At 42.5% G+C, this 25728-nt stretch carries 20 protein-coding genes and 1 pseudogene; 16 read left to right on the top strand and 5 right to left on the bottom strand.

Going from position 1 to position 25728, the window contains the following annotated elements:
• The first annotated feature begins 2 nt into the window (after positions 1 to 2).
• The 10 genes from QW71_RS02810 to QW71_RS02770 all read left to right on the top strand — a co-directional run bounded on the left by QW71_RS02810 (position 3) and on the right by QW71_RS02770 (position 10063).
• Complete coding sequence (locus QW71_RS02810; RefSeq protein WP_039292990.1) at positions 3 to 641, top strand: TVP38/TMEM64 family protein; 639 nt, start codon at positions 3 to 5, stop codon at positions 639 to 641.
• A 61-nt stretch (positions 642 to 702) separates the two neighbouring features.
• Positions 703 to 1725, top strand: coding sequence for a tagatose 1,6-diphosphate aldolase (locus QW71_RS02805; protein WP_039292987.1), 1023 nt, complete (start codon positions 703 to 705; stop codon positions 1723 to 1725).
• A gap of 51 nt (positions 1726 to 1776) precedes the next feature.
• Positions 1777 to 2493 carry a TraX family protein gene (locus tag QW71_RS02800; RefSeq protein ID WP_039292982.1) on the top strand — a complete coding sequence of 239 codons (717 nt, stop codon included), beginning with the start codon at positions 1777 to 1779 and terminating at the stop codon, positions 2491 to 2493.
• 19 nt (positions 2494 to 2512) lie between these two features.
• Positions 2513 to 3706, top strand: coding sequence for a hypothetical protein (locus tag QW71_RS02795; protein ID WP_152679676.1), 1194 nt, complete (start codon positions 2513 to 2515; stop codon positions 3704 to 3706).
• Positions 3707 to 3823: 117 nt separating this feature from the next.
• Complete coding sequence (locus tag QW71_RS02790) at positions 3824 to 4120, top strand: metal-sensing transcriptional repressor (protein ID WP_039292978.1); 297 nt, start codon at positions 3824 to 3826, stop codon at positions 4118 to 4120.
• 540 nt (positions 4121 to 4660) lie between these two features.
• A complete protein-coding gene (locus QW71_RS02785) occupies positions 4661 to 5605 on the top strand; it encodes an SAM-dependent methyltransferase (RefSeq protein ID WP_039292975.1) in 945 nt (314 codons plus the stop codon).
• 142 nt (positions 5606 to 5747) lie between these two features.
• Complete coding sequence (locus QW71_RS02780) at positions 5748 to 7175, top strand: cation diffusion facilitator family transporter (RefSeq protein WP_063776426.1); 1428 nt, start codon at positions 5748 to 5750, stop codon at positions 7173 to 7175.
• 477 nt (positions 7176 to 7652) lie between these two features.
• Positions 7653 to 8207, top strand: coding sequence for a hypothetical protein (locus QW71_RS38715; protein ID WP_052769851.1), 555 nt, complete (start codon positions 7653 to 7655; stop codon positions 8205 to 8207).
• Complete coding sequence (locus QW71_RS38710; protein ID WP_052769850.1) at positions 8200 to 8631, top strand: AraC family transcriptional regulator; 432 nt, start codon at positions 8200 to 8202, stop codon at positions 8629 to 8631. The genes QW71_RS38715 and QW71_RS38710 overlap by 8 nt, the downstream gene beginning before the upstream one ends.
• Before the next feature lie 52 nt (positions 8632 to 8683).
• Entirely contained in the window at positions 8684 to 10063 is a 1380-nt protein-coding gene (locus QW71_RS02770) for a YbfB/YjiJ family MFS transporter (protein ID WP_235441364.1), read from the top strand.
• A 440-nt stretch (positions 10064 to 10503) separates the two neighbouring features.
• On the opposite strand, the gene QW71_RS38460 is transcribed toward QW71_RS02770, so the two are convergent.
• Positions 10504 to 11337: a transposase gene (locus QW71_RS38460; protein ID WP_200905877.1), complete on the bottom strand. Its 834-nt coding sequence runs from the start codon at positions 11335 to 11337 to the stop codon at positions 10504 to 10506.
• Positions 11338 to 11541: 204 nt separating this feature from the next.
• On the opposite strand from QW71_RS38460, the gene QW71_RS02760 reads away from it, so the two are divergent.
• Positions 11542 to 13197, top strand: a complete 1656-nt coding sequence (locus tag QW71_RS02760; protein WP_039292973.1) for a hypothetical protein — start codon at positions 11542 to 11544, stop codon at positions 13195 to 13197.
• A gap of 800 nt (positions 13198 to 13997) precedes the next feature.
• Here the strand turns inward: QW71_RS02760 and QW71_RS02755 are convergent.
• Positions 13998 to 17540: a hypothetical protein gene (locus QW71_RS02755; RefSeq protein WP_039292971.1), complete on the bottom strand. Its 3543-nt coding sequence runs from the start codon at positions 17538 to 17540 to the stop codon at positions 13998 to 14000.
• A 1057-nt stretch (positions 17541 to 18597) separates the two neighbouring features.
• Between QW71_RS02755 and QW71_RS02745 the strand changes: the two genes are divergently transcribed.
• Together QW71_RS02745 and QW71_RS02740 are read left to right on the top strand one after the other, a co-directional pair.
• Complete coding sequence (locus QW71_RS02745) at positions 18598 to 18909, top strand: helix-turn-helix transcriptional regulator (RefSeq protein ID WP_039292968.1); 312 nt, start codon at positions 18598 to 18600, stop codon at positions 18907 to 18909.
• A gap of 328 nt (positions 18910 to 19237) precedes the next feature.
• Positions 19238 to 21196 (top strand): carbohydrate-binding protein, encoded by a 1959-nt coding sequence (locus QW71_RS02740; protein ID WP_063776425.1) that lies wholly within the window; start codon positions 19238 to 19240, stop codon positions 21194 to 21196.
• Between the two features lie 69 nt (positions 21197 to 21265).
• Here QW71_RS02740 and QW71_RS41140 read toward each other — a convergent pair.
• From QW71_RS41140 to QW71_RS02735, 3 genes and pseudogenes are all read right to left on the bottom strand, one after another.
• Positions 21266 to 21544, bottom strand: a pseudogene (locus tag QW71_RS41140) (DUF711 family protein); the annotation flags it as partial.
• 25 nt (positions 21545 to 21569) lie between these two features.
• On the bottom strand, positions 21570 to 21797 hold the full coding sequence (locus QW71_RS42135; protein ID WP_373604758.1) for a transposase: 228 nt from the start codon (positions 21795 to 21797) through the stop codon (positions 21570 to 21572).
• 258 nt (positions 21798 to 22055) lie between these two features.
• Positions 22056 to 22418 (bottom strand): DUF3221 domain-containing protein, encoded by a 363-nt coding sequence (locus tag QW71_RS02735; protein ID WP_039292965.1) that lies wholly within the window; start codon positions 22416 to 22418, stop codon positions 22056 to 22058.
• A 276-nt stretch (positions 22419 to 22694) separates the two neighbouring features.
• On the opposite strand from QW71_RS02735, the gene loaP reads away from it, so the two are divergent.
• From loaP to QW71_RS02720, 3 genes are all read left to right on the top strand, one after another.
• Positions 22695 to 23279 (top strand): antiterminator LoaP, encoded by a 585-nt coding sequence (gene loaP / locus QW71_RS02730; RefSeq protein WP_039292963.1) that lies wholly within the window; start codon positions 22695 to 22697, stop codon positions 23277 to 23279.
• A gap of 425 nt (positions 23280 to 23704) precedes the next feature.
• Positions 23705 to 24964: a hydroxymethylglutaryl-CoA synthase family protein gene (locus QW71_RS02725; RefSeq protein ID WP_039292961.1), complete on the top strand. Its 1260-nt coding sequence runs from the start codon at positions 23705 to 23707 to the stop codon at positions 24962 to 24964.
• Positions 24961 to 25728, top strand: a complete 768-nt coding sequence (locus tag QW71_RS02720) for an enoyl-CoA hydratase/isomerase (protein ID WP_039292958.1) — start codon at positions 24961 to 24963, stop codon at positions 25726 to 25728. Before QW71_RS02725 ends, QW71_RS02720 begins: the two co-directional genes overlap by 4 nt.

Genomic DNA, 25728 nt, shown 5'->3' with positions numbered 1-25728 from the left:
ATATGCTTATCCGAAAGCTGGCAGCCGGTATGTTCTATTTGGTCTTGCTCAGTCTGATTTTGATCTGGCGGGACGAGCTGATCCCTTGGATGGAGAAACAGGATTCTAGCAACTGGTCTATTATTCTGCTTATTTCTGTAATGCTTGGCATGGTTCCCATCATTCCCTTTGCTTTCGTATCAGGCCTCCTGGGCATTAAGTACGGGCTGTGGGGAGGAAGTGGCATGAGTGTGGCTGCTTCCTCCCTGGCCGCAATCCTCACGTATTGGATCTTTGAGAAGGGAGGCGGGGGGAAACGCAATCAAAGCTCTGCAACCAGATTAGATACTTGGAATGAGCGTATTCGCAATCGTGCTTTTCTGTTTGTCCTGATCGGGAGAATGTTGCCTTTCATCCCTGCTGCACTTATTAACGGGTATGCAGGCTTGCTTAAACTTCCGTTCATCCCATTTGTGACCGCTACGTTAATTGGCAAGATACCCACAATGCTTGTATTTGCCTATGTTGGCGCTTCCGCAGTATCCGGTTCGCAATATTGGCTACCTGTGCTTCTGATCTACGGCAGTTTCTTAGGTGGAATTTACATGATCTACACACGATTATTCCCACAGACTAAAGCAATGAAAAGCTTGGGGAAATAGAAATAGGGCATTTGGATTTCAAGTGGAATTCCAATTTCAAATTTGATAGGAGGAATAAGAAATGAAAACTACGCTCTCCAAAGGGAAATTAAGCCGGTTGCTCAAACTCTCCAATACCAATGGGTATATTGCTGCCACAGCAATTGATCAAAGGGGCTCCTTATCCAAATCATTAAGCAAAGCTCTGGGAAAAGAAGCATCGCACGAACAGGTTACAGAATTCAAGCAATTGGTTTCGGAAGAGCTGACACCGTATTCAACGGCAATCTTGCTGGACCCTGAGTTTGGCTGGCCGGCTGCGGAAGCACGGGATCGAAATTGCGGACTGCTTCTCGCTTATGAGGAAACCGGATATGATGCGATGCAAATGGGCCGCCTGCCCGATTTATTGCCGCAATCCTCTGCATTGCGTTATGTCGAGCAGGGGGTGGATGCGGTCAAAATATTGATGTATTACGACCCGGACGATTTGGAGGAGATTAACGACATAAAGCATGCATTTATTGAACGTGTAGGTGCGGAGTGTGATTCCGTGGATATTCCATTCTTTTTTGAAGCCGTCACGTACAGCGACAAACTTCCAGATGCCGGCAGCGCGGAGTTTGCCAGAGTCAAACCGAATAAAGTAAAGAAGTACATGCAAGAATTTTCTAAACCGCGCTACAAAATTGATGTGCTTAAAGTCGAAGTGCCGGTCAATATGAAGTATGTGGCCGGGACAGCAGCTAACACCGGGTATGAACAAGAGGCGGTATATACTCGAGAAGAAGCGCTGCAGCACTTTCGAGATACAGGTGCAATCTCTCCTATTCCATTCATTTATTTAAGTGCAGGAGTCACAAATGAAGTGTTTTTGGAAACATTGCAGTTTGCCGGAGAGGCAAAGGTTCCCTTCTCAGGAGTCCTCTGCGGCCGAGCTACCTGGCAGGATGGAATTGATATCTACGGAAAGCTTGGGGCGAAAGAGCTTCGCAAATGGCTTCAAGAAGAAGGCAAACAGCGTATGGTTAAACTAGACAGCATATTGCAGCAAGTAACTACGCCGTGGTGGCAATATTACGGAAACCAGAATGCGATGAACTGATCTATTCCGGACATTCAGTTTCGCGAAACAAAGGAAATGGAGTATCAAACCATGCAGACAGCAAATTTCACAACGGTAAAATTTGTGAATTCGAATACCCTGAAGATTATTGCTATATTATCCATGTTCATCGACCATCTTTCCGTGTGGCTGGTTCCATCAGGAACGCCGCTGGATATCTTTTTTCATACCATTGGCAGACTTGCTGCACCCATCATGTGCTATTTAATTGCCGAGGGGTTTTCTCATACCTCTAATCTAAACAAGTATATGAACCGACTCTTCTTGTTCGCTTTGCTGTCTCATTTTCCTTTCGTGCTTTTCTTTGGCTTATCCTGGTGGCAAGGAACCAGTGTAATATGGGATTTGCTCATGGGATTAATCGCACTATCCATTTGTCAAAATTCTAAGTTGCCTTTATGGTCACAGGTGCTTGCAGTTGCGGCATGTTGTCTTTTGGCTTGGACGGCAGATTGGAATTATATTGGAGTGCTATGGGTGGTTTGTTTCGGCATACTCAGGAAACATCTCAGCTTGCAGATGCTTGGCTTTGCGCTGATTGGCACCGTGTTTTATATCCTCCCGGGACTTGCGAATTCAGGTATAAATGCCATTTTTCGTTTTGGGATTTTGCTGGCCATTCCTCTATTCTTACTCTATAACGGAAGCCGGGGTAGAAAGTCGAATGTGATCAAGTGGGGGTTCTATATCTTTTATCCGTTACATTTAGTGGTGCTGTATTTGTTCCGGTATGTTTTATTTGAATAAGTTGTCAAGGAGCGCGCGGATGAACTGGCTTTGGATAAATTATCATAAATCTCTTATGTCTGCTATATTTCTGACAATGGTTGCTTTATTACTAACCTCCTGCACCGGCGGCGGAGGGAATTCAAAGATCGAGGCAGTGAGTAATCAACTTCCAACACCGTCTAATTTTGAGACCCCTCCTGCATCTCCGCAAATTTCCCGTACGGAAGAACCATCGGCCGGGATTCTATATGTTGGCGATTTGGAGCTGCCCGTTGGTGGAGCTACTGGATATGCTTCTATACAGCTGGAGTTGAAAGAGTCTGCCTCTAATGCCTCGCCAACGATCAAAGTAATTGAACCGGGCAGCGCATTTCAGATTCTTAAGGAGAATGGGGCATGGTGGCTGGTGCAGCACGAGGATGCCTCCGGCTGGTTGCCGCATAATTACTGTTTCATCAACCTTCCGGATGTAATCCCGTCCATTATTTATGACAACACGAATACGTATAATTCACAGTTCAAGTCTTCCGGTAAATCTATTCCGGGAATCACCAATCAAGGGCTGTATCCTGGAAAGAGTTATAACAAGCGGCTGGGAAAGGAAGAGTACATCGTCCCTGTGCTGTATGCAATGTCCAAGAAAATATACGCTGCTCAGCGCATGGCATTGGCCGATGGGAACTCGCTGAAAATCTATGAGGGCTTCCGGCCATATACTGTGCAAAAAGAAGTCGCCACCGCGTTAAAAGCCCTTGCTAAGTCCGATCCGACGGTGTTGAAGGGGATTAATACACCTCCTTGGGGCATAACCTGGTTTATTGTCGATGGAGTATCCAATCATCAAATGGGGTATGGCATGGATGTTAGTCTGGTATTGGTCAATTCAGAACAGCAAATAAGCATCGGAGAATACTCTTCCTTACAAATTACCGATTATGTTGAATATGAAATGCCCACACCCATTCATGAACTCAGTGGAGGTTCTGCGATATTTACGTCCGCTGTGACTTCAAAAATCCCGGACGCCTGGCGGAGAGCAACTTATGCCAAGACGATGACCGATGCTGCACTACAGTTGCAATACTATTGCACATTCGCAGACTTAACGCCGCTGGCTTCGGAATGGTGGCATTTTAACGATTTGGAGGCCAGAGATAATTTGTTGGATCAAGGCGGTGATGGGGCATTCATACTTACAGAAAACTATAGCATTGCACCATTTGCCGATTAATTTCATGTTGCTTCTCTGAACAATTGGACAGTCTGGGAAGACAGCGGTACTATTTAGGTATGCCCTGTATCCAGGAGGGAGTGTCCGTAAAGGATTTAATTAAGGAGGCACGTAAATATGTCTGAAGAACATCAGCATGAGCATGGCCATGATCATAAATACCGGAAAGATATTATTAATCGCTTGGCAAAGATTGAGGGGCATATACGATCAGTAAAAGAGATGACCATCAATGGACGCCAATGTCCTGATGTACTACTGCAAATTGCAGCGGTGCAAAAAGCGTTGGACGGAGCTGCGAAGCTTTTGTTAAAAGACCATTTGGAGAACTGTGTAGTAGATGCTGTGCATCATGGCGATGAAGCTCAGGTGATAGCAGAACTAAATGCAGCTATAAATAGTTACATCCGGTGAAGGTTGAAGATGCTCCTTGCTCTGCTTGCAAAGAAGGAGCTTTTTTTATTTATTGACAAGGGGGCAGGCTTTTTTTATACTCAAAATAACCCCCCCGGGGGGATATAAAGAGGAATATGCAATGCCTATGAACATCAAGGAAATTAATTAAACTCAGGAAGAGGCATTTTTTTTGATCGAAATAACCCCCCGGGGGGGATGTGAAAATGAAATGAGGAGGTATTTACAATGCACGAAGGACATCATGGAATATTGGATGAAACTAGAAAAACTTGAAAAAGGGGGATCGCAAAAGCCGCATGCAGGACACGGCCATGATTTCTTGAGGATATGACTCTGGATCGCACCCGCAATGCTGTGAGAGAGCTGATTTGCTTATCGCCTGATGTTGCCTGGGTTAAAAAGAATGGAGGACAAGACAGGAACGTTAACGCCGGGACAGCCGCATGTGGTGGAAATCCGCAGCTTTGGTTCCATTAGCGAGCAGGACGTCTTAAGTATAATGCTCAAATATTAACCAATAAATCAATGGAGTGTGTGATGAGGAGCTTCTCTAAAGACATTGCCGAAAGAATATTAACGAATCAGATTGAAGTGAACATATTATTGCAGCAATACCCTGAATATCAAGCTGAAGTGCTAAAAGAAATAGGGGTACTTAAAAACGAACATGAGTCTCGGTTGATTCATGCGATTATAGGTAAGTATACAGCATCTGCTAAAATGGCCGGGAGCAAAATTCAGAAGAGCAATTTTAATGAAAAAACGATAAATGCATTCTTACCAAATTTAATCAAGGCGCGGATGGCTATATATTTGCTTGAACAATTAAACATTGCGATATCTTCCAAAACAATAAGTAGTAAAGTGCGGTTTAATGTTTGGGATGGTATCATTCTACAGCGCCTTTTATTTAGAAAGGGCTTTGATAGAAAAGAGGTTTCACTGAGATGGTTCCATTTATTTTGGAGATTTATCACGGATAAAAAAATCCTGATGCCACTGGTCAACAAAAAAGGGATTTACTGTTTTTATTCCAAGCCATTGATTGAGGAGCTTGTTAAGCTGACTGATAATAAGCGCTGTCTTGAGATCGGGGCAGGAGACGGGACGCTAACCAAGTTCCTCAATAAGAAAAATGTTCAATGCGTCGCAACGGATGATTACAGCTGGGAGCATTACATTCATTATCCCGACTTTGTCGAGCGATTGGATGCCAGAGCAGCCCTTTTTAAATATTCTCCTGAAGTAGTATTGTGTTCATGGCCAGTGCCTAAAAACTCGTATGAAAAACACGTTTTTAAGAAGGCCTCTGTAGGGGTGTATATCGTCATTGGTACGAGGAGCTCGGCGTACACTGGAGATTTCGAGGCCTATGTAAACAACGGCATGTTCACAATGGAACTGGATGAGCATTTATCTTCGCTGGTACTTCCTTCATCTGCGGAGAATGCGGTTTATGTTTTCAGGCGGATTCTCAGGTAGTTCTAGCCTGTATTTTTACTGCCATTATGATGAAAAATTTAAGCAGGCGGGATATTTTTTTTGTTTACAATAACCCCCCCGGGGGGAAGTAATTCGATATAACTTTCAATCTTGTCTTGCCTTTTAAGAAGGAGGAATATGTATGGGGCTCGGTCATGGTCATGCACACGGAGAACACGGTCATTCACATGTTGGTGTAGATTCAGGGATTGTAAAGAATAAAGAAGCCACTAGAGTACTGATGATATCGCTGATCGCGATGTTTATTACTGCGGTTTTTCAAGCTATTATTGTGGCATTTTCCGGGAGTGTTGCACTGCTCGCAGATACAATTCATAATTTTGGGGATGCGTTAACTTCAATTCCTTTGTGGATTGCATTCGTTCTAAGCCGTCGCCTGCCGACCAAGCGCTTTACCTACGGACTGAATAGAACAGAAGATTTAGCGGGCCTTATCATTATCCTTCTGATTGCAGTCAGCGCGGTCGTAGCCGGGTATGAATCAATTCAGCGTTTGTATAATGGCACTCCAGTTACTAATCTTTGGGCGGTTGGGAGCGCAGCAATCATTGGGTTCATTGGGAATGAATTAGTTGCCGTCTATCGAATTCGGATGGGCAAAAAGATCGGAAGTGCAGCATTGGTTGCCGATGGGCATCATGCAAGAATCGATGGTATTACCTCATTGGCAGTTTTATTAGGTGTTCTTGGCAGCTGGTTGGGTTATCCGATTGTTGACCCTATTGTAGGACTGGGGATTACTATAACGATTATATTTATCGTAAAAGATTCGGTAAAGACCATTTTCTCCAGATTGCTTGATGGAATGGAACCTGCAACGATTGATTTAATTACCGCATCAACCAGAGATGTCAAAGGTGTTATTGAAGTCAATGAAGTAAAGGCACGCTGGTTTGGGCATGAGATTAAAGCGGACCTAAGCATCACGGTCGATCCGGATTTGTCCCTCATGAAAGCACAAGAGATTGTGAAAGATGTGATTCACCGTTTACATCATGATATCGAACACTTGGGAAATGTCCTTGTGCACGTCGACCCCGAAGGAGAGACAGGAGGGCTTCATCACTCCCATGAGGCTCTTCACGGTTCAAATAAATTCGAGTATGAAGGCGAAGAAAGGTATCCGTTTGAGTGGGCTGGAGTTTACAAATTGACGATGGGTGATTATCGGATTGCCTTAAATGATGGACCTGATCCGGCAATGCTGATATCGCTATTCGCGGTGAATTCAGACAGCCAGGATGCGCTTGAAGCCGCAAAACGGGAAGCGGTGAAGATATTCCAAGGGCCAGCTGATCCCTTGGCAAGCGGGGGAATCCTTCAGCCAAAACGTAAACAAACGAATTTACTGCTCAATGGTGATGTTTTCTTTACCCTGCGTATCGTAGAACCAGGATATTATGTGCTATTTACCGAGCATCACCCCGAAGAGTTTGCGACCACGGTAACCGGTAACGAGGTTGAAGTTATAGCTTCACCTCAGCAAGCTTTTGCTTCAGCCCACCATCATGATGGATATGAGCATGGGCATAATCATGCGAAGCATTAAGTGAGTTAGAGGTATAGGTGGAATTCAATTAAAAGAGGATTTCTTCGTCACTAACGGTGACTCGGAAATCCTCTATTTTATTAATCCTGAATAGGGCTTACATGAAGTTGGATTTTTTAAAAAATAAGTGTTTATCATCTCAGCTTTGAGCCACAGCCATAACCTTTCAATCGGATTGATCTTAAGAGCTGTACGGCCTTAAAAAAGGCGAGTCGCATATGTGGAGGGCCTTTAAAAAGAGTTGTAACTCCGTGGCGTGATGAATGAACTTGCCCTGCGTCAAAGCTCTATAACTGCCATTAAATGATTTTCACGGAATGCCAAGCCTAGGTATGAAAGGCATTTATATGTGCATAGGAGCAGTGCGGTTGATTCGTACATCCCTACATGATTCTGAATATGAGTTCGACAAAATGATTATTATTCATTACAATGAGAATGATTATCACAGAATCAGGAAGCATGGAGTGCTTAATTATGAACAACTCGATTCAATATAATTTTAATCATTTCTTTGAAAAGTTTGAGGGAGGTCATCGAGCCGGAAGTTCAAGCTATATGCTTCATCCTACGACAGGAATAGGACAGATTTCCCGGTTTTACCCACGGTCTGAGTTGGAGATGGTTATGTCAGACTATAAGCTGTACCAGAACCATGATATACGCCTAGATTCACTCGCACCAATGGTAGAGTTTGGGTATTGTTATGAGGGTAGTAGGGAAATAAGTGTACCTGGCGCTCGTCAGGAGTTCATGCCTGCTAACTGGAGTTTGCAACTGATTAATACCCCGGAAGCGAGATTGGAGCTAGGCAAAGCACAACCCTTTCGAATGTTCGGCATCGGGATGTCTGTCGGCGTATTTCATCATTTTATGACCTCAATCGGGGGAGTGCAAAGGGCTGACTTTAACAGCCTTCTTGAAGGAAAGTCGTATCGGTTGCTTCAGGAGAAGCCGCCAGCTTCCGCCAGCTTCCGCCAGCGCTTCGCTTCACCACATTACAGCCAGCCTAAGGAATGGAACAATGAATAATATTGAGCTGGAGTACACAGTGTTAGAACTTCTAGAACTGGCACTCCGCACTCTTCTCGAAGGAAAAGAGGAGCGGACAGGGCTTAGCCAAGAGACCCAGTTGCGTGTTGGCGAAGCGCGCCGAATCATACTGGAGCAGATGGATAATCCTCCATCATTGTTGCAACTGTCGCGTATGGTCGGTTTGAATGATTACAAGCTCAAGGTGAGTTTCAAGGAGATGTATGGTAACACAATCTTTGGATACCTGCGAGAGAAGAGGATGGAGCAGGCTTTAAAGCTACTACAAGCCGGGAAGTCGAACGTCATTGAAGTGTCTTGCGCAGTGGGCTACTCGAATCCAAGCCATTTTGCCGAGGCGTTCCGCAAGAAATTCGGAGTAAATCCCAGCGCATTACTACGTGAAAATTCTTCCCGGATGTAACATGGCAACTGAACCTGCCAGACACTGACAAGCCCTTCAAGGAGCGATACCCTTGAAGGGCTTTTCATGTATCGGATGCTTTACTTTCAGAGAATGTCAAGAATTCCGTGAACCGGGGGTTTTAATCCACCTTGGGGTAGAGGGTATCTTCAGAAAAAAACATAATAAAGGAACAGTTTATTTAAAAATATACCACAGAAGGGAAAGTGCACAGGTGCGCTCGAAAATCAGTTCTGATTCCAACTTTAATTCAGTCTCTCTCCCATCTTTCTGGCCGTTTGTACTGACCGGGATGTTGATGATTGTGACCACGACAGGGTTTGCGCGAATGGCCTACGGGCTAGTTTTGCCTTATATGCAGACCGGACTCGGATTGTCAATTTCACAGGGAGGGATGCTTGGCACGATCATGTTTCTGGGTTACCTGGTTTCGGTCGGGCTGTCGGGTATACTGGCTGTCCGCTGGGGTGGCAAAGCTGTTCTTATGGCTGGAGGTAGTGCAGTCGTCATCAGTATGTTTGGCCTTTCCGGATCACCCTCGTTCATTTGGGTGGCCCTGTTCATGTTCCTGGCCGGAGGGGGCAGTGCACTGGTGTTCACTCCACTCATGTCCCTCATGCTGGGTCAGTTCCCGGACAAGAAGGGAATCGTCCTGGGGATGTTGCTAAGTGGTGCAGGTATCGGGATGTTGTTAAGCGGATTTTTAGTACCATTACTAATCAGTCAATTCCCCGTTCTAGGCTGGCGTGCGGTCTGGTTAGGGTTCGGTATCATCTCATTAGTTGTGCTAATCGCAGCTTTATTAATCCTGAGAAATCCCGAGGTTGTAGGGAGTGCGAAGGAGGCAGAAAAACCGAAGTGGCTAAAAAATAAAGCGTTGATGCAGGTGGCTGTACTCTATTTTCTAGTGGGTATAGCGTATCTTGTTCCCAATCTCTATCAATCTGGCTACATGCTGGCTGAAGGGATATCAGACCGCGCTGCCGGTCTGGTGTACGCGGTAGCTGGCATCTTCAGCATTGCAGGCGGCCCTGTCTGGGGCAGTCTGTCCGACCGTTTTGGTGTAAACCGGATGTTTGTACTGGTTTGGGCTTGCGCGGCGGCAGGGGATATCATCCCGCTTCTGAATCACAGCATCCCGGGGTTCGTCTTATCATCAGTACTTTGGGGCTCCAGTATCGGTGGTCTGGTTACATTAATTCAACTGAAGGCCGCAAGACAAGTTAATCCCCGATACGTTCCAACTGCCATCGGATTTATCTCAGTATTCTATGCGGTAGGACAAATGCTGGGGCCGGGAGTGACAGGGTGGATGATAGACTATCTCGGCGGCTACGGAGTGGCTTATGGATTCGGAGCGGTAGTTTACGGTTTGGGGTTAGTCGCCAGCCTGATTTCTGGGCGCAAACGAAATAACCCAGGTATTAAATAATTACCTGGACAGTCAAAAGTTCTACAGCGCTAAGAAACCAGCGAATCGCGCTCCACATCCGCGCTTTCCTGCTGAGATTTAATTATTTTCGTTATAGCTAAGTGAGGATTTTGAGCAAACTGGCGAAAAATAGACTTACGTAAATAAGCGGCAACGCTTGCCTCGGAGACTACCGCATAGGAAGGTGTTCTCAGATAGCGGAAAAATAGCCCCGAGGTCCTGCCTGAAAACTGCAAGGCGACGAGTTGTAGCAGTCCCATTGCAATACACACTGGCACATCACAAATCCCTCGATCGCCTGGATCGTTTTCTGGATGCGCTGACGGTCTTGTTCGTTCGTTACCGATGGAGGGGATGCGTTTCCTCTTTTCTCAAATACCGATTCAGTTTCGGCATGGACTTGCTCCAGAAGCGGTAACCGAAGGCGTGGGTTACCTGCTTCATTTCCCGAAACGTAATTCCTGATACCACCCCTGGCCCCAAAGCAGATCCAGGCACAGAAACTGAACCGTCTCTTCTTTGCCGTACAGCGGAAGGGTCGTGGTTTGAAAATCGGCAGCGCAAGTCGTGAATAACTCCTTCAGTTTGACTGCTTGACCTTTTTTCAGCGGTCGGCCCCGTCCCGGCTTTTTGGCAGGGGGACGTTCGTAAGCAACCGCGTTCGATTTGGCTTTCGTCACCAGGTGTAGCGCTTGACCGAACTCTTTGGCCGCCTCCAAGCCTTGTTCAATCATCTGTACGACATGGGAAGCCGTCTCTGCTTCGCCCTTGGACTTCTTCCAGCCCAGAATGGTTTGTATACCGTCTTGAAGATTCATGAACAAGGGCAAGCAGAACCACTTCCGGGAATCGCCGACCAGAATGCCGATGGTGCCGAACAAATGACCAAAAATATAGTCTTTTTTGGAGATATTTTCTGATTCTTGGTAGAGCTTCTTGACCCCTGGCATCCGGCGGCCTTCCTTGGTCTGCTTCTTGCCGTCGCCGACGAGGACCACGCGATGGTCGATCACTAGCAAAGGCGCATGCTGGCGCACCACCTGAAGCCACTTCTGCCGTAGCGCCGGGGTGGACCAGCCGGACGAACTGAAAAAGTGAAGGAGTGTCTCATAGCAGTGGCTATTCAGCGAAAGATCCCGAATCACCGAAGTGACGCCCAGATGGTCGGAGCGCAACATGAAGCCGATGACCAGGACAACGAACCACTCAAAGGTGGCTTGTCTGGAAAAGCAGGAACGGAAGGGAAGCAAAAGTTCATTCAGGTATTTTAGCATAGGTATGGTCAATCGCTTAGAAATAGGGTACACTTTTTTCGTAACCCATTCAGCGATTCTATCCTTTTAGTGTGAGATCTTAAGGATACCGTAGATTCGCCGAAATGGGTTATTTTTCTATGTTATGATTTTTGAAAAGAACTTTTGACTGTCCAGTAGAATAAGTAGTTTAATTGTTTTATTGTAATAGCAGACTAGAATAAAATGATGAAATGGGGCGTTCAAGTGGGCGGGAAAGAAGGGGCCTGGGGCTATCTAGCTCAAGCTGTTGTTTGTGTTATCAATTCCCTTGTTTCTGAAGAATGGGAATATGTCCAAATTGAACCTGATACAGTAAATGAGAAAGTGGATATTGCATGGTATTACAAGGAGCAAGAACCCAAAGTAGTCCAAGTTAAAACATCGAAAAATAACTTTTCCATGCCAAATATCCGTAAATGGTTAGAATACCTAATACATGATTATTCAGAAGCCAATTGTTATGAGTTGATTTTAATTGGAACATGCAATGAGGAAACAAAACATATTTTGAATCGCATAAATGGAAAAACAGCCTCTGATAAAGACTTTGGAAATAATATAATCTTAATTTCAAATAAAGAAAAAATTAGTATCAAACAACGAGACATTGATCAGGATGCCCTTGATGCTTTGGTTTACAGAAACTTAGGTAAGTTTTTATCACAAAAAGGGAAGCATGCAAACGATACAGATCTTGAATTAATGTCAAAAGCTTTAAGTTATACGTACATGCAGTTTTCAACCCAAGGAACAAAAGAAGCTAAGATAGATTTCGAAAATCGCTTAATTGATTGGGTTAATCATTTTTTAGGATTCAAAACACACAAAATGAGTAATTTGATTGTTCAATTTTATTTGAAAGATCATTTTGAGTTTTCTGATGTTATGAATTCAAAAACAATTAATTTATTTAAATCCAAATTTTATCAGGAACAACAAAATCCTTTGCTTGAAATGATAAAAAACATCAACTCATTCGAGGTATCGGGTATAACAGAAATTCAATCAGAGTCTGATAAATGGATATTCAATGACTTACTGTCATCGCAGTATGGTGACGAAGAGTATTGTGAATTTACAGGACCCCGACGAGGACACTTATTAGAATTAGCTTTGAAATTGCTTCATGTTAAGTTGGATGACGAATTTTTTCAGTTGGGTAACTTGAAAGAAGCTAAAGTTAAAAGTAACAATTTGTTATTTGGTCTTCAAAATAGAAGAAATGGATCAGAAGAAGAAATCAAAAAATACGATGCCTTATTACTATTTGAAAAGGAATTAAAAAAGTACTTTTCGTATTACAAGCTATTTGATTTTTTGGCTTCATATAATATTATTCCGTTAGTTCTGAGAAATATTGGGAATAAGCAAGATCAAACTATAAAAGTGAAATTATCATTTGAAAAGAAAATTAATCTTTTGAAAAGCGATGATTTTATGAAGCCTGATGTAAAAATCATCGAAGATTTTACAGGCTATGGTGGATACCTCCAGATGCTATTAAGCCATGAGTCGGATAGCAAAATTAACAAGTACGATTATGCACACCTGGTAGAAGAACACATTTTATCTCTCTACCATGAGCCAAATACAAAAACAAAGAAAAAGGACTTTGATAATTATATTGAAGCGTTATTTGATTATAGTTACTTTGAGGAGAAAGAAGATAGCATTTTAGTATTTGAATTTGATCAGTTAAGTCCTAAGGAAAATCAAGCTTTTCCTTGCTTTCTGATGGTGAAAGCTGAAGAGGATTTTGAAATGTATTATGAAATAACTTCAGTTAATTTATCTGAAGTTTCAAAAGGGAAATTAACATATAAGATATCTGAGGAATAATTTCATTTATAAAAAATCCAACACACATATGCGTTGGATTTTTTAATATCTAACAGGATATATTTTTGGAACTTCAGCATATGCAATATTATTTTCAAATGTATTGCTGTTTCTTCTATAACATAATATCAGATGAAATAGTTAAATGGAACTGTGAGGCTGTCAAGGCCGCAAATCTTTCCTTTAATAATTTTCGGGACTTTCCGTAGCTTCCTATTTCTTTTATTTAATATTAGGAATTCATTATTCTTTATGGTTGTTCATATATGTTCCAATGGTCTCTCAGGAGTATTTTTTGTCAGGAAAATTCTATCGGATTAAAATATTTTTTAATTATTACTCTCTTTATTTCTTCTGCGGTTAATGCTATAAGATTTACTAAATTGCAAATTCCTTATATATTTTGACCACTGATCCTTTTTTGCCCCTTTATACATTTTTATGCGTGGTAGTATGCATTATTTCAGTAATAATAATGTGGTATTTTATTGTAACCAAAATAAAAATGATCCAAGTGAAATATTTTAAACAGTAATATTAGAAATCAAACTCATTGGAGAAGCACCTCGATTATATAGATTAATTAATATCACGCGTCGAGGAGATTACATTACCAACACATTGAAGGGGAAGAACAATACAGAAAGAGAAGTACTGCTTATCGAAGAAATATATTGATAACTTACATAACTGAGAAAGAAAATGAAAACGTCAAACTGTAATTATTAAGAAGTATTTTGAAGATAAAATAATTTAAAGAAGAGCTCATGAGAATTGTGAGCTCTTCTTTAAATTTAATGTTAGATAATTTGCTGTCCCTGTAACCAATATGAAACAGCAGTTTCTAATTTTTTGTAATGCATCTCAACTAATATTGAGAATAGTGGCCTGGTTTCTTCAAGTAACTTAAGAATTGATTCTTGTTTATTCTTATTATGAGAAACGACATTACACAGTGTGTCGGTAATTATTTGTCTCTGAAATGTAGGCAAATTTTCTAACCAAATCTCTTTTAAAATTTGAGCGCTAACACCTAAAACATATTCATGTTTTATATCATCCTTCTTTAGATAATTTATTAATTGTAGGGTTTTATCATTTAATAGATAAGAGCTTTTTTTTAGTTGATGCAAAATAATGTGTTCGTTAATAGGGAATAAAGAGTATCCCATGTAAATTAACTCGCCTAAATAATCATAATATTGTTCTTTTGTGATTTTGTTTGTAATCCGTAGAATTTCTACCCACTCTAATGTATTGAATGTTTCAACATTGTGAAGTTCCTTAGCCAAACTGCGAACTAGGTGACTGTCTATCATCATGTTTAAACTTTTTTCACTACAAATGGCAAGTGGTTGAAAAAGAAAATCCATCTTATCGTCTGTTTCGTCATTTGTGATTTTATTTCCAATTTTGATGCAACTTGTATTAATCCAAGAAATAAATTCTTCTTGTCCCTTTAGATATTGTTGTACTTCATCAGCAGTGTTTTCCATAAGATTTATTTGACCATCAGAATATGAGAGAGTGGAGAGTCCCTGGGTACTTACAGCCTTTTTATTTGAGTATTCATTGAAAAGTTCATTATACTCATTTTGATGGATATATAATTCATACATTCCTGCCAATTCATTAAGTAAACCAAGATGTCTTACAGTCAATAGATTATATAAATCACATAAAACCGATGTAGAAGTTTTAGAAATCTGTATACCATGAGATATAAATTCACTTATATTATAGCCGTAATATATCCAAAACTCTAAATCAGGTGAGAAACAATGATGTATCCAAGTCTCATAGGGACCTTTATTTAGCATACTGGCCATAAAACTTGGAGGGAAATAATTGTCTTTAATCATTTGCCTAGTGCGTTGTTGAGAATCGTGATTGTCCTTTAATACCTTTATAAGTTGGTCTGAAAGAGTATCATCATCATTTAAAGCGGTTATAGTTTGATAAAGTGGTTCTTCTGCTGGGAAATTTATATTAAAATTTTCCCAGATAAATTGAAAGGTCTCAATCCATTCTGGCAGGAGCTCAATTTGTCGGGCAATATGCTGAAAATGAAAGAAATAAAAGCTCCACACATCAGGATCAAGCTTTCCTATATTAAATAGTTTAAATGCAAATTCCATTGATTTATGGTGATATTTGGCTTCCAGATAGCTGATGCTTAGCAATTGAAGATGTTCTATAGTTGGTTTTTCTTTTATTCTTTGCTCTATTGAATGAAGAACATCCAAACATTCTTTAGTTGAGCCTAAGCGGAATAAACAGCTTGCATATCTTGTTAAAAAAATTATATTATTAGTTTTTTGGTACAAAGCCATATAATTTTCTTTTGCAGTTTCGTACCATTCAAAGTTGAAATAAATAGTGTTAACAATCGCCAACAAATCAAGATTAGTGGAAGGTAATTCTTTAAAAAGCTTAATTGTCTTTTCATATTCTTTTAGTTCATAGAGCCCTGTAGCATAAGTATTAATCATTTGCTCATGTTGTTTCCAATTAGGGATATTTTCAATTAATTTGACCATTTGTTCATAATCGTATTTAGTTCCTCTATTCAAATATGCTTGGGATAAATACATCGCAGCGTCTATATACAAATCTTTTGAAAGGCTATCGATGCAAGACTCCCAGTGAAAGATTGCGGTTTCCCAATCGTGAAGAAGTGTATAAGAATATGCTTTAAGGGCTTTGGTTCCCATTTGATCATTTTGCTTGACTTCAAGGGAAGCGATGAAAGAATTAATGTCAGGAAAATTTAGCGTATTGTATAAGCTACGGATATAAACAAAATAGTATTTAATGGAGGAAGAATTTTGGTCATCAACATGCATCATGTTCATTTCTAGTAAATTCTTAGCAAGCAGGGGTTCACCAGAATCCAAATAAACTATTCCCAAAATAATAATATTTTCAATATCATTGTCATTATTTTTTATTTGGTCTTCAAGCAAATGAATGGATCTATCATAATCTTCATCGCATAAACAACAATAAAGCAGATTTTTGTAATAAAATTCATTCTGAGTTTGTGTGTATAGCTCTTCATATATAAGCTTTGCTTCTGTAAAACGTTTACTCCAATAGGATATAGCTGCCTTTAATTCATTTATTCGTGCATGAATTCGTTTGCTTTGTTTTTTTTGGTTTTCTAACTTTTTTATTGTTAACATTATTGATTGATATATTTCTTCTATATCAAATATGTTTCCAGAAGAGATTTGTTCTTGAAGTTCTGAAATTTTAGTTTCAAGCCAAATAAGCTGCCAGGTGAAATTTTCAGGTTCGCTCACAAGCATTTTTTGGACCAAAGATATTGCAGTAGCATATTGCTGTTTGCCTATAAGTGTATAAGCGCGTAATTCTTCTAATTCGAAGTCAGGATATTTATCTAAAAGTTCCAGTGCCAAATCAAGTTGACCTTGTCTTCTATAAATGTTTACTATTTTTTCTATATTATTTTGTGTATAACCTTCTAATTCAATTGCACGGTTCATGTATTCTAACGCTTCTTCATAATGATCTTCAAAAAATTTAACCAAGGAAAGCATGCGATACTTTCTTGGTTCATCTTTACAATGATAAACTGCGGTTTGCAAGTAGATGATTGATTCTTTTTCCTCTCCATTCATAATGAAGCTGGAACCAATGACAGCATTCAATTCCATCAATTCATAATCAGTGTACACCTTCTTACCGCGAAGTCGTTCAAATGCTCTTTCTCGTGCACTTATTACATCTCCTGCGATTATGAGTTCATTTAAATCGGTAAAAGAGACGGGCTCAAATAAATTATTCAGTAGAGTATTTTGTTCATTCAGTGTTTGACTGAACTGCCCTTGAGCAGTCTCCATTCTGTCAAAGCCTTGTTTTATTTCTTCTTTTAGTTCAAGGTTCATGGAACGAATATGTGATAAGATTTGCAGAAATTCAGGATTCCAGTGATGTTCTTGAAAGTCATCTACTTTGTCCAGGATTGTTACAAAAAATGCTTCAAGGTAGTCCTCGTATTGAGGATATCTCTCTATATACGGAAGTAGGTTTAGCTTTGATGATTCAAAATCTTCCATGGTTACCCCTTCAAGAATCCAGCGAAAGATTTCATCACGGTTTATTTTATCTTCTAACAGTTCATTTATTAACTCATCGGGAATGTCGAATACCGCTTTAGAGTCAGCAATTGCAGCTTTAAACATATTTTTAACTTGAGTTGAATAATTATCTTTGGACCATTTTGCTTGTATATCACGATAAACTTTACTATTTTTTATTCGTGGCAATACATAGGCGAAAAATTTCGCTCCGATACGTGCAAGAACAACTGGCTCCAATATATATCCCCTCAATCTCTACATAAAGTGAATTGATATAATTAGTGTATCACTTTTATTACGGAGTAAACCAGAAATACCGTCATGGAAAAAGATTGTCCCAGACTGAAAATTTATGCTTATAGTAATTTCTCTACAGCAGCTATTTGCTAATAAGAAATTGAATTAGTTAATATATAGAGTGAACTTAAGAATCTAACTTGCTGCATTGGCGAAAACCCTTGATCCACTAGGATTTCGCCAATCAGCTGTCCGTCATTCTTAAGTTCAGCTTATATAGTTGGAAATCTATTTTTCTGAGGTGTAAATATGTATTACAGAACATTCGTAACTCGATTTCTAAATTTAATGATGAAGATTTGAACTTTTTCTAAAGAAGCTTAGAAATATTCTGCGTTTTCAATATGGAAAAGAATTTATAAAACCCTCTCAACTTAGACAGCATGTGGATGAGTTTGTACAAGGTAAAGAAGCCAACAGCGATTATCTCGAAGCATACATGCTTACCTTCGATGAGATTAATGACAAAGGGGCAATAAATACGCTTCTAAACGGTAAGGTGGAGTCTACTCAGAACTTGCGGGAACTGCTTCGATACGTAACGGAAAACTATATATTTTCTAAGAGGTTGTCAAAACATAAGAAGAGTGCACTGAAGATAACGAAGATGAAAACGAGGTCTCTGAAGATCACGTGGAAGTTCTACATGCGGCCTTAGCGGCACTCGACGCCATGGTCGGGCTGGTCCACTCATGGCAGAGATCCAAAGTTTTATCAAGCAGATGCAAGGGCATTTGATCACCCAGCGGTTGGGTAAGATTATTTCGACGAAGCCGACGCTTCATATGGTCTTCACAGGCCCCCCAGGCACAGGCAAGACCGAGGTCGCGCGCATTATGTCCAATCTTCTGTACGGGCTGGAGCTTACCGATCAGCGTGTGCTGGCTGAGGTCGATCACGACTTGGTCTTCTCGCAACGGCCATGTGATGGAAACGGACCGTGCGGGGATTGTAGGCCGCTATGTGGGTCACACTTCGGCCAACATGTAAGAACTGATTGCGAAAGCCAAAGGCGCTGGTTACGGAGGCCCGTTCCCTGGAGTCCACGCGGATTATCCGCCAGGCCGCCGCTTATATCGATAGCCATCTGGATACGGGGCTGTCGCTGGAGCAGGTGGCGAAGCAGATTAACCTCAGCCAGGGGTATTTCTCCAACCTGTTCAAGAAGGTGCAGGGGATTTCGTTTCAGCAGTATGTGATGTATGAGAAGATGGAGAAGGCCAAGGCGATGCTAATCGGCGGCCGGCAGGTTCAGGAGATCGCCCTGGATCTCGGGTATGAGCACAGGCGATATCTTGGAAAAGAATAAGAATGCGCAGGGGAGGCATGTCCGCAGGGCGGAGGTGGCCTCCCTTCTCTGTATAAAGCTGCTGCAGAAATCTGCCCTTAATGTGGGCTTACCCGCCTTATCCGGATGCGCCAATCCGTCTATAATCAGGTTGTAAGCGAATACAAAATGGATATATAAGGGGGAACTGAGGTTACCGATGTTCTGGAACACTTCGAGGTGCTCAGCCTGTCTACACCGGACCTGCACAATAGGGTACTGTTTCCCGAGTTGATCGGCGGCAAGTTCAGTAGTAGCGACCAACTGATGACAGAGTATTTTCTAAAAAATATGAAAGAGGTGTTTAGTTATGCTAAAAAAGTTAAAATTATTAAGTTTAATTGTTTGTATGCTCGCCAGTCTTTTAGCTGTCGTTCCTTTGACAGCAAGAGCGGCGGGTACAATTGTAAGCTATCCATTACCGTCGATCTATACCACGACCAGTCAATATACGGTAACAGCAGACTCTACGAATATACCGGTAATCGACACTTCGGAAGTATTTGTAAACTATAATTATTGTAATTTCTCTTTTTCAGGTACTACTACAATCACAATAACAGCAAGCGAGACAATCAATACCTATAATATTTCTCCCAAAGCTTTGGGAATCACTGCTACAAAGAGCGGAAATACACTTACCTTTACACTTTCATCACCAACCTATCTTATCGTTAAAATCAATAACCTGAAGGATCTGGTTATTGCGGCAGATGCTCTTGAAACCAATGTTCCGGCTTCATCCGGTACAGGGATATACAATGTTAAAACCGGGTACGGTGCCGACAGTACCGGGTCCGCTTTGGCTACAACTGCAATACAAAATGCCATCAATGCGGCTAACGCAGCAGGTGGCGGTATCGTATATGTTCCAGCCGGAGTGTACAAGAGTGGAAACCTTGTTCTAAAAAGCAATGTTTCGGTTTATCTGGAGGGTGGTTCTGTAATAAGGGGTTCAGGAAATCCAAGCGATTACACTACCCATTTCCATAAGAATTCTCTGAATAAGGATGGGACATGGTTTATTTATACCGAAACCAATGCAAACAATATTAAGATATACGGCAGGGGGACTATTGACGGCAATGGCCATTATATGAGAAATACAAACAATTATTTGAACAATATTCTTGTACCCTTGCAGTGCAGCAACTTCACGGTTGACGGCATAACCATAAGAGACAGCGGTGGCTGGGCTACAATCGTTACAAGATCTAATAACGTAACATTCCAGAATACAAAGCACTTCAACAACAATGAACTTGATTATGAAAATGATGCAATAGATATTCAAGAGAGCCAGAATGTACTCATAAAGCACACTGTAGCAGTATCGGAGGATGACACCTACTCATTTAAGACATGGGATGTAGCAACTACGGATATAGCTGCAAACTGGCCGGGAAGTCCTGAAAACCAGTCAAATGTAGTTGTGGATGATGCTTTGGCTTGGAGCAGATGTGGAGCATTCAAGGTCGGAGATGGAGTAAAACAGCTTCAGGATGGCATCGTTGTTAAAAACTCTTATGTATACCGGTGCTGGCGCGCTTTAGCGGTAGGTCATCTTTATGGGACTCCAGCAGCACAGAACATCGTATTCGACAATATAGATGTAGAAGGCTTCTGGCCAAGATCCGGTGTTCACTCCAGATGGTTTGATCTTTCTGCAAAAACCGGTCCGATACAAAATGTGGTCTATAATAATATCAATTTACGCGCTTTAGGTGAAGTTTCAATAATGAAGGGTTGGAGTGACACATCTACTGTCTCCGGAGTTACATTAAACAATGTTCGCGTCGGTGGAGTTGCGGCAACTACACTCTCAGAATTGAAAATAACAGATACTAACAGCTATGCTGCAGCTCCAAAATTCAACACATTGAAATTTGAAGCGGAAGGCTATAACCTTAGTTCAGGTGTTATATCCTATGAGGCAAGCACTGATGGCGGGCTGGATGTTGGTGGAGGGAGTAATGGCGACTATATAGCATTTAAAAATGTAGACTTTGGCAGTACAGCTAAAACAAGTATTGATTTGAAGGTTGCATCCGCTAACTCCGGCGGAAGGATAGAATTCCACTTGGACAGTCCTACAGGCACTATGCTGGGTTATTGGACGGCAGAAAGCACAGGCGGATGGCAGACATGGTCAGTCAAGAATATCCCGCTTAATGCCGGGACAGCTGTAGGAACTCATACTGTATATGTTACTTTTGTTAAATCAGATTCAACCACAGTTGCCAATTTAACTTGGTTCCAGTTCAAATAGAATGGAAACGGTTTGATTTAATTGCAATAAGATGGATAAAGGGGTATATCAAATGATATGCCTCTTCATTCAGCTAAAGTTAAAGCTATGAATTGGAGCTGGGATTCGTCCGCCACGATTAACGAAGTTCGCGCAGTTGAAGCCGTTTACTGCTATAACTGGTGCATATCCGAGCAGGCCGCCAAATTCGACCAAAGGTCATAGCTTCCAGCTTCTCTAGTGTAAGGGTACCCCGCTGAACCGCTTGAATCATGCCGTGATCTTCGTGACCGGAATAAAGGCTCTACTATTAAGCCCACCTAAATAGCAGGAGGCCATTACGCCACTTTTTTTAACATTGTCATTTAGGGCGTGTCTGAAAACTATCATTGAGTCAATTGAAAAAGCATTCAACCAAGTGGCGTTCTTTGTACCGATACCAATCGACCTTCCATGGATGTTGACTATTCGTTTTAGGCGGAGTGGTGTAAGTGGCCTGTTTAGTCGTAATCCAGTTCCGAATCGCTTCTGAGCCATAGGCTTTGTCGCCAAGAATGTGGCTTCCCGTAATATTCAACTCCTGAAGCAATTCGATCGCTACAAAAAAAACGCAGATGGACACGAAGTAAACCAATACATCGGCGTCACTATTTCACATGACTCAATAAAATGAGTGCTTTCGCATCGGATTCTGCCAAGTGCTTTAAATAGTAGATATATTTAATAATTCCCGGTGAGGTAATTCCCTCTCCCGGGAATTTTTGCGTAGAGCAGCTCTCAGGAAATGCTAATAGTGTTTGTGAGTTGCTTTAGTCTCACATCAAAAAGCACCGCTTCTTTTGGAAACGATGCTTGCACCTGCTAGATTTTATTCTTTGAATCATTTCCTGATTTTGCTGATTTTCTTGGCGGTTACTTGTGCCGGATAAGAATCATCGCTCGCGGTATAGGTTATTTCAATTTTATCACCCTGTTTGAATCTAGAGGGAGAAACTTTACTTACCCAAATGACCTTAGCATACTCATTAGAATTGAGAAGTTCTTTGGAACTCTTATTGAAATCCGCTTCTTTTAAGCCGGAGACAACCAGGATTCTTTTATTTTCTGCATCTATGGTGTGCACCGTTCCAATAAATATTTCAGCATCCTTATTGCAAGAAGTAAGTAAGAACAAACAAATGAAAATTAAGATAGGAATCTTTTTAAGGATAGTATTTTTAAAAATAGTGTTTTTTTGGACCATTGATTTCTCCTTTTAATTTATGACATTTGAAGAGGGATATATATTGAATTTCTGTTAACATCAGAATGTTCAGAAGCAAATGCTGCAAATAAATGAAGAATTAGAAATAGCGCAATGATTCTAGTAACTGATCGTTGAAGACTCCTAACCTTTGGTATATAATGAGTAAAATAGCAATTATATAATTTCTTTTCTAATATGTTGATTATAACAAGTTTGGGCATTTATTCATCGGAAGGTCCGCCTGTCTCTAATCTTTTACTATTGGGGGATATTATGAGCTGGTACGTATTATTCGTTCGAAATGGCTGCGAAGACCGTGTGAAGTCATCTCTGCAGCGGCTATTTTCCGGAGAGTTGCTACGCTGCGTCGTTCCCAAGAAGCAAATTTCGGAAAGAAGAGCCGGTCAATATGATTTAATTGAAAGACTGTTATTTCCGGGCTATGTGTTCATCCAGACTCAAATGAATTACTCTACCTATTATATCCTTCAGAAGAACCCCCATGTCTACCGGTTATTAAACTACTGCAGCCGCAAGGATCTTATCTATAAGCACCAAGCTATGAATGAATTAGAGACCTCTGAAGAGCAGTATTTTAAGCAAATACCGGAAGAAGAGATTAGTCCTATATTGGGGCTGCTCGATCATGACGATGTGGCGGAGAATTCTAGGGTGTATTTTGAGAACTCCCGTATGAACGTCGTGTCGGGCCCCTTAACTGGAAAAGAGGAGCTCGTCACCAAAGTTGACAAACGCAAAAGGCGCGCGAAGGTCAGTCTTCAGTTGTTGGGCGGTGGGAGAACGATCGATTTAGGAATTATCCTTTTGGAGCCGGAAACGAATCTTGTACAGGAATAACTTTAGCTTATGAAACCGGAAGCTGTATAACCGATGTTTCGGCACGTTATATGGCAACCGATGGATATATGATAGAAATGGTAGTGCCTTCCGGAAGGAAGCATGAAAGGGCGAAGCTGTCGACATTATGAGTTCCAAATTTCAATACATATATGTAAAGACTAGACACACCCGTGTCCGGTCTTTTTATTTTGTCCGGGAAAGGGGAATGCGGCAGTATCGTCCGGCATTGAACCCTAAGGGGGCCCTGCCAAAGGAAAGGAGGCGAGCAGCTTTGTCACCATAAGTATGATATGGAAGCGTAAGGCGTTACGGATGGGGGCTCGCCATATGCGCTGCTGCCCGCCCGGGCTTCAGCGGAATGAATACGGCTATATGTCTTAGCAGATATGAAGAAACTTAAAGCAGAGAGGGCGAGGAATAGAATGCCTGTCGGAATTGAAGCGTTGAATATCTATGGAGGGTCCGCCTTTCTGGACGTGCTGCAGCTGGCCAAGCATCGCGGATTGGATACAACCCGGTTCGACAATTTGATGATGAAAGAAAAGGCTGTCGCGCTGCCGTTCGAAGATCCGGTCACATTCGGCGTGAATGCGGCAAAGCCGCTAGTTGATGCGTTGCCGCCGGAAGAAAAGGAACGGATTGAGCTGCTTATCACCTGTACGGAATCAGGCATCGACTTTGGCAAGTCGATTAGCACCTATATACATCATTATTTGGGTCTGAACCGGAACTGCCGGTTATTCGAGATCAAGCAGGCCTGTTACTCGGGCATCGCGGGCCTGCAGACGGCCATCAGCTTCGTGCTGTCTCAAGCATCACCGGGTGCGAAGGCGCTCGTCGTCGCGACGGATATTTCCCGCTTCATGACTGTGGAGCCGGGGGAGGTGCTGACGGCTGATTGGTCGTTCGCCGAACCGAGCGCCGGGGCCGGCGCTGTTGCTGTGCTGGTCAGCTCCCGTCCGTATGTATTCCAGATCGACGTAGGGGCGAGCGGATATTACGGCTATGAAGTGATGGACAGCTGCCGCCCGGTTCCCGACAGCGAAGCAGGCGATGCCGACTTATCCTTAATGTCATATCTGGACTGCTGCGAGCAGACATTCCGGGAGTACAAAAAAAGGGTGCCGGAAGCCGATTACAGGGAGACATTTCAATATCTCGCTTTCCATACCCCTTTCGGGGGAATGGTGAAGGGCGCCCACCGTTCGATGATGCGGAAGCTGGTCCAGGCGAAGCCGCCTGAAATTGAAGCGGACTTCCAAAGGCGGGTTAGGCCCGGTATGGTGTATTGCCAGCGGGTAGGCAATATTATGGGCGCGACGGCACTGCTCTCGCTGGCGAGTACGATCGATCATGCAAGTCTCGATACGCCGGGCCGAATCGGCTGCTTCTCTTACGGCTCCGGCTGCTGCTCCGAATTTTTTAGCGGAGTTGCTTCAGCTAAGGGACAGGAGCTTCAGCGCAGTTTCATGATCGGCCAACAGCTCGATGAGCGTTATCCGCTATCGATTGACGAATATGAATCGTTGTTCCAGCCTGCGAACGCGCTTCGGTTCGGCACACGCAATCTGAAGATTGATCCGGAAGTACTGCCCGGCGCACTGAAGTCTGTAAGCGGGAGTGCACGCCTTGTTCTGGAGGAAATCCGTGAATATCACCGGGAATACAGGTGGACCTCATGAACTATGACACGATTAAGGTCCGGGTTGAGGGGCAGGTCTGTTATCTTCAGCTGTACCGTCCGGAAGCCGGCAATACGATAAACGACCGGTTGGTCGAAGAATGCTCACACGCGCTGGCGCAATGTGAGGAAAGTGCGTCGGTCATTGTACTGGAAGGCATGGACGGTATTTTCTGCACAGGTGCTGACTTCAAGGGTATACATGCGAAGCTGACGGCGGGGGAGCCGCTGGAGAATCGTCCGGAACCTTTGTATGCCCTGTGGCAGAAGCTGGCGACAGGTCCATTCATTACGATTGCCCATGTCAGAGGCAAAGCGAACGCCGGAGGGGTAGGCTTCGCAGCCGCTTGCGATATCGTGCTGGCAGACGAGAAGGCGGAGTTCAGCTTGTCCGAGCTTCTGTTCGGGCTTTTTCCTGCTTGCGTATTACCGTTTCTCATTCGGCGGACGGGCTTTCAGAAGGCTCATTACATGACCCTCACAACGAAGCCGATTCCGGTACAGGAAGCGCATGCGTGGGGGATTGTGGACGGGTACGGCCCGGACAGCGAAATGCTGCTCCGCAGGCATTTACTCCGGCTCAAGAAGCTGCCGAAACCCGCGATTGCGCATTACAAAACCTATATGAACGAGCTGCGCGGGATATTGACGACATCCAAACCGTTAGCTTTGGCGGCTAACGAGAAGATTTTCGCGGACCCCCGGAATCTGGAGAAGATTTACCGCTATGTGGAGAAGGGACAATTTCCTTGGGAGGACGAATAA

Origin of the sequence: Paenibacillus sp. IHB B 3415 (assembly GCF_000802655.2) — a bacterium.
GTDB lineage: Bacteria > Bacillota > Bacilli > Paenibacillales > Paenibacillaceae > Paenibacillus_AQ > Paenibacillus_AQ phytohabitans.
This window is presented reverse-complemented; position numbering and strand designations above follow the sequence as displayed.

What these genes read in the sequence shown, in the direction of transcription:
- QW71_RS02810 (WP_039292990.1), top strand. Translation starts at nt 3, where the DNA reads ATGCTTATCCGAAAGCTGGCAGCCGGTATGTTCTATTTGGTCTTGCTC.
- QW71_RS02805 (WP_039292987.1), top strand. Translation starts at nt 703, where the DNA reads ATGAAAACTACGCTCTCCAAAGGGAAATTAAGCCGGTTGCTCAAACTC.
- QW71_RS02800 (WP_039292982.1), top strand. Translation starts at nt 1,777, where the DNA reads ATGCAGACAGCAAATTTCACAACGGTAAAATTTGTGAATTCGAATACC.
- QW71_RS02795 (WP_152679676.1), top strand. Translation starts at nt 2,513, where the DNA reads ATGAACTGGCTTTGGATAAATTATCATAAATCTCTTATGTCTGCTATA.
- QW71_RS02790 (WP_039292978.1), top strand. Translation starts at nt 3,824, where the DNA reads ATGTCTGAAGAACATCAGCATGAGCATGGCCATGATCATAAATACCGG.
- QW71_RS02785 (WP_039292975.1), top strand. Translation starts at nt 4,661, where the DNA reads ATGAGGAGCTTCTCTAAAGACATTGCCGAAAGAATATTAACGAATCAG.
- QW71_RS02780 (WP_063776426.1), top strand. Translation starts at nt 5,748, where the DNA reads ATGGGGCTCGGTCATGGTCATGCACACGGAGAACACGGTCATTCACAT.
- QW71_RS38715 (WP_052769851.1), top strand. Translation starts at nt 7,653, where the DNA reads ATGAACAACTCGATTCAATATAATTTTAATCATTTCTTTGAAAAGTTT.
- QW71_RS38710 (WP_052769850.1), top strand. Translation starts at nt 8,200, where the DNA reads ATGAATAATATTGAGCTGGAGTACACAGTGTTAGAACTTCTAGAACTG.
- QW71_RS38460 (WP_200905877.1), bottom strand. Translation starts at nt 11,337, where the DNA reads ATGCTAAAATACCTGAATGAACTTTTGCTTCCCTTCCGTTCCTGCTTT.
- QW71_RS02760 (WP_039292973.1), top strand. Translation starts at nt 11,542, where the DNA reads ATGATGAAATGGGGCGTTCAAGTGGGCGGGAAAGAAGGGGCCTGGGGC.
- QW71_RS02740 (WP_063776425.1), top strand. Translation starts at nt 19,238, where the DNA reads ATGCTAAAAAAGTTAAAATTATTAAGTTTAATTGTTTGTATGCTCGCC.
- QW71_RS02735 (WP_039292965.1), bottom strand. Translation starts at nt 22,418, where the DNA reads ATGGTCCAAAAAAACACTATTTTTAAAAATACTATCCTTAAAAAGATT.
- loaP (WP_039292963.1), top strand. Translation starts at nt 22,695, where the DNA reads ATGAGCTGGTACGTATTATTCGTTCGAAATGGCTGCGAAGACCGTGTG.
- QW71_RS02725 (WP_039292961.1), top strand. Translation starts at nt 23,705, where the DNA reads ATGCCTGTCGGAATTGAAGCGTTGAATATCTATGGAGGGTCCGCCTTT.
- QW71_RS02720 (WP_039292958.1), top strand. Translation starts at nt 24,961, where the DNA reads ATGAACTATGACACGATTAAGGTCCGGGTTGAGGGGCAGGTCTGTTAT.